This window comes from Nesterenkonia sp. E16_10 (assembly GCF_017347085.1).
In the GTDB taxonomy this organism is placed as follows: domain Bacteria; phylum Actinomycetota; class Actinomycetes; order Actinomycetales; family Micrococcaceae; genus Nesterenkonia.
The window spans coordinates 122299-134589 of sequence record NZ_JADPSA010000016.1; the positions used below are offsets into that span (position 1 = coordinate 122299).

15 protein-coding genes are annotated in these 12291 nt (G+C 65.6%); 11 read left to right on the forward strand and 4 right to left on the reverse strand.

The annotated features are described in order from the left end of the window. The first annotated feature begins 32 nt into the window (after positions 1-32). The 9 genes from I2487_RS05215 (at position 33) to smpB (ending at position 7513) form a co-directional block, all read left to right on the forward strand. On the forward strand, positions 33-227 hold the full coding sequence (locus tag I2487_RS05215) for a hypothetical protein (protein ID WP_207170904.1): 195 nt from the start codon (positions 33-35) through the stop codon (positions 225-227). After that, positions 202-636, forward strand: a complete 435-nt coding sequence (locus tag I2487_RS05220) for a TadE family protein (RefSeq protein ID WP_207170905.1) — start codon at positions 202-204, stop codon at positions 634-636. Before I2487_RS05215 ends, I2487_RS05220 begins: the two co-directional genes overlap by 26 nt. Next, positions 623-1081 (forward strand): hypothetical protein, encoded by a 459-nt coding sequence (locus tag I2487_RS05225; RefSeq protein WP_207170906.1) that lies wholly within the window; start codon positions 623-625, stop codon positions 1079-1081. The genes I2487_RS05220 and I2487_RS05225 overlap by 14 nt, the downstream gene beginning before the upstream one ends. Before the next feature lie 103 nt (positions 1082-1184). Continuing rightward, positions 1185-1658, forward strand: coding sequence for a pilus assembly protein TadG-related protein (locus tag I2487_RS05230; RefSeq protein WP_207170907.1), 474 nt, complete (start codon positions 1185-1187; stop codon positions 1656-1658). Positions 1659-1736: 78 nt separating this feature from the next. Further along, positions 1737-2660, forward strand: coding sequence for a hypothetical protein (locus I2487_RS05235; RefSeq protein WP_207170908.1), 924 nt, complete (start codon positions 1737-1739; stop codon positions 2658-2660). Positions 2661-2813: 153 nt separating this feature from the next. After that, positions 2814-3929, forward strand: coding sequence for a peptide chain release factor 2 (prfB, locus tag I2487_RS05240; protein ID WP_207170909.1), 1116 nt, complete (start codon positions 2814-2816; stop codon positions 3927-3929). Between the two features lie 3 nt (positions 3930-3932). Next, on the forward strand, positions 3933-6026 hold the full coding sequence (ftsE, locus tag I2487_RS15470; protein ID WP_255545961.1) for a cell division ATP-binding protein FtsE: 2094 nt from the start codon (positions 3933-3935) through the stop codon (positions 6024-6026). Beyond that, positions 6023-6940 (forward strand): permease-like cell division protein FtsX, encoded by a 918-nt coding sequence (ftsX, locus tag I2487_RS05250; RefSeq protein WP_207170910.1) that lies wholly within the window; start codon positions 6023-6025, stop codon positions 6938-6940. Before ftsE ends, ftsX begins: the two co-directional genes overlap by 4 nt. Positions 6941-7009: 69 nt before the next feature. Continuing rightward, positions 7010-7513 (forward strand): SsrA-binding protein SmpB, encoded by a 504-nt coding sequence (smpB, locus tag I2487_RS05255; protein ID WP_207170911.1) that lies wholly within the window; start codon positions 7010-7012, stop codon positions 7511-7513. A gap of 56 nt (positions 7514-7569) precedes the next feature. Here smpB and I2487_RS15475 read toward each other — a convergent pair whose 3' ends face one another. Then, on the reverse strand, positions 7570-7956 hold the full coding sequence (locus tag I2487_RS15475; RefSeq protein ID WP_255545962.1) for a DUF6480 family protein: 387 nt from the start codon (positions 7954-7956) through the stop codon (positions 7570-7572). Between the two features lie 87 nt (positions 7957-8043). Then, entirely contained in the window at positions 8044-9141 is a 1098-nt protein-coding gene (locus I2487_RS05265; protein ID WP_207170912.1) for an aldo/keto reductase, read from the reverse strand. Between the two features lie 111 nt (positions 9142-9252). On the opposite strand from I2487_RS05265, the gene I2487_RS05270 reads away from it, so the two are divergent. Continuing rightward, positions 9253-9528 carry a YrhK family protein gene (locus tag I2487_RS05270; protein WP_207170913.1) on the forward strand — a complete coding sequence of 92 codons (276 nt, stop codon included), beginning with the start codon at positions 9253-9255 and terminating at the stop codon, positions 9526-9528. Between the two features lie 164 nt (positions 9529-9692). After that, entirely contained in the window at positions 9693-9947 is a 255-nt protein-coding gene (locus I2487_RS05275; RefSeq protein WP_207170914.1) for a hypothetical protein, read from the forward strand. A gap of 572 nt (positions 9948-10519) precedes the next feature. Here the strand turns inward: I2487_RS05275 and I2487_RS05280 are convergent. Next, complete coding sequence (locus I2487_RS05280; protein ID WP_207170915.1) at positions 10520-11272, reverse strand: hypothetical protein; 753 nt, start codon at positions 11270-11272, stop codon at positions 10520-10522. Beyond that, on the reverse strand, positions 11269-12276 hold the full coding sequence (locus I2487_RS05285) for a hypothetical protein (protein WP_255545963.1): 1008 nt from the start codon (positions 12274-12276) through the stop codon (positions 11269-11271). Before I2487_RS05285 ends, I2487_RS05280 begins: the two co-directional genes overlap by 4 nt. Positions 12277-12291 lie beyond the last annotated feature (15 nt).

Sequence of the window (12291 nt, forward strand, 5' to 3'; positions counted from 1 at the left end):
CGAACAACCACACCACTGATTAGGGGTAGAACATGTTGCACATCGAGAAGATCGTTGACCAGGCGGCCTGCGCCGCAGTCGTTCTCAAAGAGGAGGAGCGGGGTGACGTGCCCGGCTGGGTGATGATCACCTTGATGAGCGCCGTATTGGTGGCAGGGCTGCTCGCGATCGCTCAACCAGCCCTGCAGGGACTGTTCAACGATGCCATCAACCAGGTCTCGCGCTGATCCGCACGGTCCGCTGAGCCGTGCGCGGGTCCGACCGACAGGCGAGGAGCGCGGCGCCGCCACGGCTGAGTTCGCCATGGTCTCCGCGCTCCTGGTCCTGCTCAGCTTCGCGATCCTCCAGCTGACCCTGATGGTGCACGTGCGCAACACCCTGATCGACGCCGCGTCCACCGGAGCCCGCTTCGGCGTGCTGGAGGACCGCACGGCCAGCGACGGGGTTCAACGCACCCGCGACCTGATCGAATCCTCGATCTCCTCGCGCTACGCCCAAGGGGTGGGCTACGAATACGTGGCCCAATCGGAGGGCCAGACGCTGCGCATCACGGTCCAGGCTCAGGTACCGGTGCTGGGGCTGTTCCCGGGGGTCGGCAGCCTCGAGGTGACAGGCAGTGCCTATGACTTTGAGTGAGCGCCTCGCCCGGGGGCTGCGTCAGGGTCACGACGAGTCGGGTTCCAGCCTGGTCGAGTTCATCATGCTCGCCGTGCTGGTCCTGATCCCAGTCATCTACTTCATTCTGGGCGTTGCGGCGGTCCAGGCCGCCGCCTATGCCAGCCTGGGTGCCTCCGATCAGGCGGCCCGGATGTATGTCCTGGGCGGAGAGGACCTCGGGTCGGATGAGCGATCAGCCCGAAGCCAGGCTGCGGTCACGACGGCGCTGGCCGATTTCGGCATCGGCCCCGAACAGGCGGAGATCACCATGTCCTGCCCTGCAGGCAGCTGCGAGGACGACGGCGACGTGGTCGCCTTCACCGTGGAGGTCCGGGTCCCGGTGCCGCTGATCCCTGAGTTCGGGAGCTGGCGGTCCACCCTGGTCACGGTCTCCTCCACCTCGGCCCAGGTCCAGGCAGGTTGAGATGCCCATCAGCGCTCCGGGCACTCCGAGAAACCTGACGACCCCGAGGAACCTGAGAAGCCCAGGAGGCATAGGAGGCCTGAGAGGCCCGAGACACACGAGTGTGGAGGTTCGTTCCCGACAGAGCGGGGTCAGCGCCGTGAAGCTGCGGCGGCTGGAGCAGGAGGACGCCGGACAGTCCAGCATCCTGATCCTGGGGATGCTGCTGGTGGTGCTGCTGCTCGTCTCGGTCATGGCAGGCGCCACCGCGGTGAACCTGGAGGCCCGCAAGCTGCTCTCTGCCGCCGATGGTGCCGCCTCGGCCGCCGCGCAGGCAGCTGAACAGGGTGCCTCCGGTGCCGGCCCGCGAGTCAACAGTGACCAGGTGCTCGCTCAGGCGCAGAATTATCTGGCCGTCTCCGGAGCCGATCGTCGTTTCAGCGACCTGGCCGTTTCGCGGACCTGGGTCACCGACACGGGGGAGACCGCGCACGTGGAGCTGGCCGCCGTCGTGGACCTGCCGCTGGTCTCGGTGATCCTGCCGGCCCAGGTTCCGATCACAGTGGAGTCCCATGCCCGGGTGAGTCTCAACCGGTGAGCGGCTGACCCTTACCTTCCGGGGTCGCCAGGCGCGACGATGGAGCTCCGATACATCACCTGCTGGCAGGGGCCCCTGATGGACACCACCTTGACCGAGCGGTACACCATCGCCGCGACCAGACATCTGCCCCCGAAGGTGCGGGAAGAGTCCCGGGCCAACCTCGAAGCGTCCATCGGCCAGGCGATCGCCCGCCGCGTCGACAGCGGGGAGGAACCGACCACGGCCGAACGTGCCGTGTTGACCGACCTCGGCGACCCAGCCGGTCTGGCCGCCGGCTACGCGCACCGCCCGCTCCATCTGATCGGACCACGGTATTACCTCACCTGGTGGCGTCTGCTCCGGACCCTGCTCGCCTTCGTGCCGATCTGCGCGGCAGGAGGAGTCGCCCTGGGACAGACGCTCGACGGGGCCGGGATCGGCGCGATCCTCAGCGCCTCGATCACCGTCGGAGTCTCGTTGATCGTGCATCTCAGCTTCTGGGTCACCCTGGTCTTCTTCATCCTCGAACGCTCCGGGGTGGCGATCGACGCAGGCTGGGACCCCGACGAACTTCCCGTGCCGGGGGCAGACAGCGCCAGATCGGAGCTCATCGCCACACTCGTCTTCCTCGGGCTGGCCGCCGGCGCGGTGTTGTGGGACCGATTCCGTGGATTGGCTCTGGTCGACGGCGAGGCGCTTCCGATTCTGAACACCGCCCTCTGGCCCTGGCTGCTGGGACTGATCGCGCTGCACGCGATCTTCGCGGTGGTGCTGCAGCGGCGGGGTCGGTGGGACGCTCGACTGGCGGTCGCCAACACCGTGCTCGGGCTGGTGTTCGTGAGCCTGATCCTGAACCTGCTGGTGCGCGGGACCCTGGTGAGTCCACAATTCCTCGACTCTGGAGTGTTCGAAGCAGAGACGCTGCGCACTCTCGGGATCCTGCTCGGGTTCGGCGTGGTCGGTTTATGGGGATGGTCCATCCTGGACGGATGGCTCAAGCGCCGCCGCGATGCCCCCTGACGTCCGGCCGGGCGCCTCACCCGTCAACCCAGCTTCCTGCGATCGATCCCACGGCCGTCGGGTGCTCAAACAAGGGGGTCGATCACAGCGGAGTCCCATGCCCGGGTGAGCCTCGACCGGTGAGGGCGCAGACGACGGTACTGTAGTCCTGTTATGGCTGAGACTGATTTCCCCACCGCACTTCGTGACCTGCGCAATACGCTGCGCCGCATCACGGAGGTCACCGACGTTGAAAAGCTCAAGGCGCAGGTCGTCGAGCTCAGTGATATGGCCGTGGCGCCAGACCTCTGGGACGACCAGGCCAACGCGCAGAAGGTCACCTCCGAGCTCAGTCATCGGCAGTCCGAGCTGGAGCGCCTGGAGCGGCTCGAGACCCGGATCGACGACGTCGAGATGATGGTCGAGATGGCCAAGGAAGAGGGCGACGACGAGGTGCTCGACGACGCCGTCCGCGAGGTCGCCTCGATCCACAAGGCGCTGGAGTCCCTGGAGATCGTCACCCTGCTCTCGGGGGAGTACGACGAGTACGACGCCGTGATGACCATCCGCTCCGGCGCCGGTGGCGTGGACGCCGCAGACTTCGCCGAGATGCTGCTGCGGATGTACACGCGCTGGGCCGAACGCCGCGGCTGGAACGTCAAGGTGCTCGACACCTCCTACGCCGAGGAGGCCGGGCTGAAGTCCGCCACCATCGAGATCAACGCCCCCTACGCCTTCGGCACCCTCTCGGTCGAGGCCGGCACGCACCGGCTGGTGCGGATCAGCCCCTTCGACAACCAGGGCCGCCGGCAGACCTCCTTCGCCGCCGTCGAGATCATCCCGCTGCTTGAAGGCACCGAGAGCATCGACATCGACGAGAACGACCTCAAGATCGACGTCTTCCGCTCCTCCGGGCCCGGCGGACAGTCGGTGAACACCACCGACTCGGCCGTGCGCATCACCCACCTGCCCACCGGCACCGTGGTCTCGATGCAGAACGAGAAGTCCCAGATCCAGAACCGCGCCGCCGCGATGCGGGTGCTGCAGTCCCGGCTGCTGGTGCTGAAGAAGGCCGAGGAGTCCGCCGAGAAGAAGGCGCTCGCCGGAGACATCAAGGCCTCCTGGGGTGACCAGATCCGCTCCTACGTGCTGCACCCGTACCAGATGGTCAAGGACCTGCGCACCGAGCACGAGGTGGGCAACACCCAGGCGGTGCTCGACGGCGACATCGACGGCTTCATCGACACAGGAATCCGCTGGCGCAACGAGACCGCGGCCGAGGACGACTGATCCATGATCCGATTCGAACAGGTCACCCGTCGCTACGAAGCAGGCGGGCGGCCCGCACTCGATGACGTCACGGTGGAGTTCTACCGCGAAGACTTCGCCTTCCTGATCGGGGCCTCCGGCTCCGGCAAATCCACCCTGCTGCGGATGATCCTGCGCGAAGGCCTGCCCCAGCGCGGCAAGGTCACCGTGGCCGGTCAGAACCTCGGGCTGATGCTGGACCGCCGAGTCCCGGATTTCCGGCGCAGCATCGGCATGGTCTTCCAGGACTTCCGGCTGCTGCCGGACAAGACCGTGTTCGACAACGTCGCCTTCGCGATGCGGGTCCTGGGCGCCAAGCGCAGCGTGATCCGCAAACGGGTCACCAAGGTCCTGGACAAGGTCGACCTCGCCCATCTGGCCAAGCGCTATCCGCATGAGATCTCCGGCGGCGAGCAGCAGCGCGCCGCCATCGCCCGCGCCATCGTCAACGACCCGGCGATCCTGCTGGCCGACGAGCCCACGGGCAACCTGGACCCGCGCGCCTCCGCCGAGGTGATGAAGGTGCTGCGCTGGATCAACGCCTCCGGAACCACCGTCATCATGGCCACCCACGACCGAGCGATCGTCGATCAGGCCGAGACCCGGGTGGTGCAGCTGCACCACGGCCGCGTGGTCCGCGACGAGCCCCACGGCTCCTACGACGCCCCCGAGGGCTCCGAGGCCTGGGACGTGCTGGCCCGTGAGGAGAGCGAATCGGGACTGCGCGCCCATGATCCGGCCCCGGCCAAGACCGGCATGCTCCCCGTCATGGGCAGCAGCGATGAACACCAGAGTCAGGAACACCAGAGTCAGGAAGACCAGGCCCAGAAACACCAGACACAGGAACACCACACCTGGGAGCCCGACACCGAGGACCACGACTTCGTGGAGTCCCGGGATGACGCGATCGATCACGTCGGTGATCATCCTCAGGACCAGGTGATGGCCCCCGGTGAAGACCCCTCGGTGCTGGCCTACGACGAGGACCCGGTGCTCCGGGAGACCGCCCCGGTGGATTCCACCGAGGAGCTCGCCGCGCTGGATCTCGACGACGAGGCCCACCAGGAGGAGCCGGTCGCGGAGCATCCCTCCGAGCACGAGCACGAGCACGAGCACGAGCAGGACTTTGCCGAGGAGGACCCCGCACCGGTCGAAGATGTCGGTCTCCAGGTCACCTGGCCGGAGCACCTGCGCGACGATGCTCAGGGCCACGACGTCCCGGAGCTCCACGGGGACTTCGACGGCACCGAGATGCCGGACCTGGAGCAGGACGGCTATGCCGAGATCGAGGACGGACCAGGGGGCGTGCCCGAGGACGAACTCGCGGCGGAACCCGCGCACGAAACCGAGCCTGATACGGCGGAGGAGACCCCGAGCGATCATCACCTCGAACCTGAGGATGCCGACCGCGGGCTGATGGAGCCGCCGACCGGGGATCGACTGACCGGGGACTGGCCGACCGAGGAGTGGCTGAACGAGGAACCGCTGGACAAGGGATCGCTGTACGAGGAAATCTCGACTGAGGAAGCGCTGACCGGGGAGTTTCCCGCCGTGTCCGAGCCGGACGTCACCCCCTTCGCCGCACCGGACCAGTCACAGTCGGAACAGCCGACGCCCTCGGCCCCCGGGTCCGACGGCGATGCACTGGACCCGGTGGCCCCCGGGTCCGGTCAGCCGGCCCGCCCGCGGCTTTCCTGGCTCGCGCATGCCGACGAGGACGCCGGGTCGCAGGCTGCCGCACGGCAGCCCGCCCGGCCGGCCTTCACGCTGGACCCCCCGACGCGGGAGCCCTTCACGCAACAGGCTTCACGCCCGGAGCACGTGACATTGCCGGAGGAGTCCCTCACACCAGAGCCCGAGCCAGTGCCAGAGCCAGCGCGCGAGTCAGAGTTCGAGCCTGGGCCCGAGGTTGAGACCCAACCGCAGCTCCCGTCCGAGCCTGAGGAACCCCGCCCGGTGTCCCCGCCGAAGTCCTCGGCATCACAGTCCACCTCCACCGAGGCGCGCAGGACCGCCGAACAACTGGGTCTGCCTCGTGCACGCCGATCGATCATGCGCCGACTGAGGAGAGACCGATGAACCGCCTCCTCTACATGCTCGGTGAGACCTTCAGCTCGCTGCGTCGCAACGTTGCCATGGTCGCCTCCGTCATCCTGGTCACCTTCATCTCGTTGACGTTCGTGGGATCCGCCGCGCTGATGCAGACCCAGGTCAACCAGATGACCGACGACTTCTATGATCGCCTGGAGCTCTCGGTGTTCCTGTGCACCGAGAACTCCCCGCAATCCTCCTGTCCCACCGGAGCGGTGAGCGCAGATCAGCGCGACTCCCTGGAGCACACGCTCTCCGACGGCGCGGCCAGCCAGTATGTGGCCAGCTATCGCCACGAGACCCAGCAGGAGGCCCTGGACGACTTCTTGGACACCCGCGGGGAGAACTCGCGCACCGCGTCGCTGACCGCCGCCGACATGCCGGAGTCCTACCGGGTGCTGCTGCACGAGCCCGAGGAGTTCCCGGTGGTCACCGAGCTGTTCGGCTCCGCACCGGGGGTGGAGACCGTGGCGGATCAGCAGGAGGTGCTCGATCAGATCTTCGGCATCCTCAACGGGCTCACCATGGTCGCTCTGATCATCGCCGGGGTGATGATCGTCTGTGCGCTGCTGCTGGTGGCCACCACGATCCGGCTCTCCGCCTTCAGCCGGCGCCGCGAGACCGGAATCATGCGGCTGGTCGGCGCCTCCAAATCGATGATCCGGATGCCGTTCGTCTTCGAAGGCGTGATCGCTGCCTTGATCGGTGGCGTGCTTGCCTGCGCGGCCACCTGGGTGGTCGCGGAGTTCGTCATGGGCCAGTGGATGGCCCGACAGGTCCCGAGCATCCGTTTCATCGACTCCGCCGAGGCCTGGATCATCATGCCGGGGCTCTTGGCGATCGCTGTGGTCCTGGCGATCGTCGCCTCATGGGTCACGGTGCGCCGATACCTGCGTGTATGATCGAAGGTCGGCTCTTCTGGCCACTGCAGAAGATCGCCGAGATCAGCGACCCAGCGCGGAGGTGACACGGTGGCGAAGAAGAAGGGCGCGAAGAAACAGCGCGATCCCAACAACAGCGTCGTGGCCACGAACCGCCGTGCCCGGCACGACTACGAGATCCTCGACAAGTACGAGGCCGGAATGGTGCTCACCGGCACCGAGGTGAAGTCGCTGCGCGAAGGCACCGCGAACCTCACCGACGGTTTCGGCGGCTTCTCCAGCGGGGGTGAGCTCTGGCTCGAGCAGGTCACCATTCCCGAGTACCTCAATGGCACCTGGACCAACCACTCTGCGCGCCGCAAGCGCAAGCTGCTGCTGCACCAGAAGGAACTGGTGAAGATCTCCCGCCAGATCGAGGACCCGGGCCTGACCATCGTGCCGCTCTCGCTCTACTTCAAGGACGGCAAGGCCAAGGTCGAGATCGGCGTCGCCCGCGGCAAGCGGGAGTTCGACAAGCGGCACACCCTGAAAGAGAAGCAGGACAACCGCGAGGCCCAGCGCGCAATGCGCTACCGGAACCTGCGGTCGTCCTGAGCCTCTGCGCCACCGAATCCTCGGTGGGCTGAGTCACTGCCGCGCGGTTGCGCTGCTCAGTCGAGCAGGCCGGCGATGTAGCCCACGAAGATCAGCAGCACCACCACGACGATCGCGATGATCGCCCCGGTCATCACCAGGTTGGACTTCGGCGGCTTCGTCGGGGAATCCTGCTGGGGCGAAGCCGTGGCGGAGTTCGAATCGGGGGGAGTATCGCCGGGCTTCACGCCGCCGCCGGACTCCAGACCGGGCGTCTCGGTCGGCTCGGGATCCAACCCGGGGTTGCGTGCAACCTCATCGCGGTGATGCTCACCGTGACTGCTCTGGTTCCCGCCGTCGCGCTGGTGCGGCGGAGTGTCCAGCGGCTGACCGCCGTTGACCTCGGTGTGGGCACCTTCATGGGGCTGCTTGGAATCGTCGGGCCGGTTCTGGTCGGTCGTCATCTGACACCTCAATCTGTCGTAGTGTTTGGTCTCCACAATAGTCAAAGGACCATTAGGTCCTGTCCTTGGGAGCTGGACGTCAGCTGACTATTCGCCGATCTTCGCGGCGATCTCCCGCTTAGTGGTCGCCATGATCGACCGGTCTGCGGCGCTCATGCGTTCACTGGCCATATCGGCCTGGTGCCAGAACGGGTAGGCCAGGGATGGCCGGCCGGCGTCGTCGATGGCTTGGGCGTCCTCCGCGTCCAGCGCGAGCTCGAAGGTGCCGAGCAGGTCGTTCCACTGCTCGAGGCTGCGCGCACCCACGGCGAGGTTGGTGACCCCGGGACGCTTCAGCAGCCAGGCCAGCAGGACCTGAGGGATCGTGGCGTGCTTGCGCTGGGCCACCTCGTCAAGGACGTCGACCACGTGGTAGAGCTTCTCCCAGTCCGCGACGCGCATCTCGGAGCCATCGCCGTCGACCATCCGGGCCCCCGACTCGGGGCGCCGGTCCCGGCGGTACTTGCCGCTGAGCAGGCCCATCCCCATAGGGCTCCACACCTGGGTGCCGATGCCCTGATCGATCCCAGCGGGGATCATCTCGTATTCGGCCTCGCGGGAGTACGGCGAGTAGTGGATCTGCTGGACCACCGGCTTGATGAAGCCGTTGACCTCACAGACCTTCAGGGCCTTCATCAGCTGCCAGGCGGTGTAGTTCGAGACCCCGTAGTACCGGATCTTGCCAGCGCGGACCAGGCCATCCATGGTCTGCAGCGTCTCCTCCAACGGAGTCTCCCCGTCCCAGTGGTGAAGATAGAACAGGTCGACATGATCACGGCCCAGTCGGTGCAGGGACTTGTCCAGCTCGTTGAGCAGGTGCCAGCGGGAGGCGCCACCGTCGTTGGGGCCGTCTCCGATCACCATCCGGGCCTTGGTGGTGATCAGGAAATCGTCGTAGCGGCCGCTGCGCGCCAGGGTTTCACCCAGGACCTCCTCAGAGACGCCGCCCGAGTAGAGGTTCGCGGTGTCCAGCAGGTTGATCCCCGCGTCGAGCGAGCGGTCCAGCAGCACGGCAGCCTCGTCGGGGCCGAGGTTTCCCATATGGCTCATGCCGTTGTCCCCGCCGAAGGGCAGGGTGCCCAGCGCAAGCGGGGAGACTCTGAGGCCGCAGGTGGGGGAGAGGGGGCGGTAGAAGGGGGTGCTCATCGGGCTCCTTCGCAGAAAGACGGGACCTGCCGGATACTACTCCGAGTTCCCGAGGACGGGCTGAGCAATGCAGTCTCGCAGAGTCCCTGGAGCTGGGGTTATCCTGGCGCGATGACCGATCCCGATCTGGTGCTGCGCGTCGGCCACGAGGAACTGGTGATCCGGCGACGCTACGAGACCCTGAGCATCGCCAACGATTTCCTGATCGCGCTGGCCTTCACCGTGGGCAGCGTGTTCTTCTTCTCGGAGTCCACGATGACCGCCGGCACCTGGCTGTTCCTCGCCGGCAGCCTGCTGCTCATGGTCCGTCCCACGCTCCGGCTGCTGCGGCGCGTCCACCTGGTGCGCGTGGGTGGGCCGATGGCGGAATCGGCTCGCGACTTCTGAGCGGTGCTCCACCCATGCGTCCGGCCGCCCTGGCCGAGGCTGGGGGCCGCTGGAGGACAGGCCTGCGGTTCACACAACGGGGACGCGGTCAGAGGCGCGCCGGGTCCGCATGAGGGCACAGAGATGCCCGAGCAGGCTTAGCGGCCGCGCCGGCCACTGCCCCTTTGACAGCGTCGTCATCGCTGGCGGTCGAGCAGGAGGCCATCGACGCCGAGGAGCTGTCTTCGGCCCTGCAGACGATGTTTGAGGACATGCTGGTCGTCGATGACGAGCAGGGGGTGGTCTCCTACGACGAGGCGGCGGCCATCGACCTGTTGGGCGCCGAGACCGCCGGTGAGCTCGGTGGGCAGATTGCTGCGGCCTCAAACGCCCCGACTTCTCGGTGTGTTCTGACCGTTTCCCAGTCGCCCGAGCCATGACACGCTGAACTCGTGCCCCCGACGGAACCCACACCAGCCGATCGTCAGGCTCATCGTGACTCTGTCCAGCTCAGTGATCCTGACCTTGTCCGCAAGCTCGGGGGGCTTGGGGGTTCAGCTCGTGGCAGACATTGGGCCAGCTGAGGAGACCCGTGCGGTTCGTCACTGGGTTGACGGGGAACGCCATCCCTCGGCCGCCACGATGGCTCGGCTCCGCGGCGCCTACCTCATTGCGGCACTACTGCTCCACCATCATCCCACCTCACTCATCCAAGCCTGGTTTTCCGGGCTGAACCCTGAACTCGACGACTCCACCCCGGCAGTGCTTCTCCGCGACGGGCCACTCGAGCAGACGGGTCCGGCGGGACCTGCGGCGGCACGCATCTTCGTTGCCTGAGATTGAGCCGACGTCCGTCGTTCAGAGTAGCGAGATCCACCGAGCACCAGCCACGGTCCCGAGGTCCGCGCGACGCACTCATCCATGGTTCAGCTACGCAGTTCTTTCTGCCCCTGGTGGGCACCTCCTGATCGAGCAAGGGACGACCGGAGGCACCGTGCTCGACTCGCGGCACCTAATTGGAGCGGATTTCGACGATGAAGGTCTCGTGGATTCCTGATCTATCAGTAGCTTCGAGAACGAGCAGCATCAATGCCGCCGCTGCTGCTGGTGACCATTCAGGGGTGGTGAAGGTGATGGTACCGAGGTGTTCGGGGGATCTGAGGCTCCATCGATTATCAAAGCTCTCCTTTGCAGAGGCACTCGATATCGCCACGGAGGTGAATGGCTCAATATGAGTTCGAGCGAACCAGTCGGTCGTACTATCGACCCACTGGCGACGCTTCTCTGAAAAGAGAATCCTGACCGTCGCGGTTGTGTGTGACCTCACCTCGGCGAGTCCCGTGAACTGGTCAAGAAGGTCTTGTCGGACAGAATCGCTCATGGCGTGTGTTGCCGCTGGAAGCTGCATCCGTATTCCACCGAGGTCATATTTCCCCAACTGCTCGATCGAGCGTGAGGCGGCATGGACTAGCAATGCGACGGGCAGCGGCACAGTCGACTTGGTGTAAACCCCCGCTTGGAACCAACCGAGTTCTCCAGAGATCAGGTCGGCTGCGGAGAGCCCATCGAAGTTCCAGAATCCCTCGTGGGGCTGGACCTCTTCTTCGCTTGTGGTGTCTGGTGCCAGGCTATGAATCGTCCCGGCGAAACAGGCGAATGCGCCATCAGATTCCAGTTCACCGGAATGTATTGCCGACGCCACGGCCCCGGACACCGGCACGGAACCCATAATGCTGACGATGAATGGGTCACGATCTGGAGTCACAGAGTGCACCGCAGGGTGCGGGCACCCGTGTAGGCCTTCTCCGGCGTGTCTATGTATCCGATGAGATCGACGTCTACCCAGCTTCGCCACTGCTTGCTCGCTGTAGATCGGCATGTGATCCGCGCATTCGCGCGCTTTGCAGTACCGGGCTTAATGACCCGGACGCCTGCGGTCCCCCGGTTGTTCCAACTTGAGTTCTGCTTTGGCTTGTACTGCAGCTGAACGGTCACCTTCGCCGTGAGCGCCGGCGAGGAGCCTCTGACCCACCAACCGTGTCCCGACGCCTGACCTCGAGTCACGTGCACGTAATCGCCTCTTGTAAGAAATGCACCGACAGCTGCGGTGGAGACTAGTGGATACGCGGTATCCGCAGTGGGGTATACCGTCTGGACCAACTCACCTTCTACCACCGAGTACGACGAATCGACAACGTCCCCGTTTTGGTCGTGCGCTTCAGGATGTTCAACGATTCCTACCAATACATCGTCTTCATAGAGGGCCACTGCACCCGTGTCTTGCACAACTGGAACGACCCCTGGGGTCAGCGTATAGGCAGAGCTATGGTCCGACTGTGGCGATGTGGTGACTGCACTGAGGCTAATGGACCCACCGTCCAGGACTTGCAACGCGTACGCGTCAGCCGACCCCTCCACGGGGAACACGGTGGTCCCCTCCGGGGTAGATTCACCTTCTCCGAGAACCGTGCTTGCAGACACCCCTAGGCCTATCTCCATCTCTCCGTCGATATTGATCGTTGCCGGGTTTGAGGGATCACCTGGAACGGTGGTGACTATGCCGTCGTCTTCCCAGACCAAGCCCTCCTCAGCGAGAGTGGACCCCTGGGCCAAAGCGGGAGCTCCAGGGGTCGCTGCCAAGACCTCCTCCACCTCATCAGCCCCGGTAACGCCTGCTGGGGAGGTCGGAGGCGCGATCAATGTGGTCGTCGGCAAGAGCAAAGAAAGCGTGAACGCAGCGGCGACGAGCGGAACGGTTGTACTTGACATCGAGAGGATTCCTTT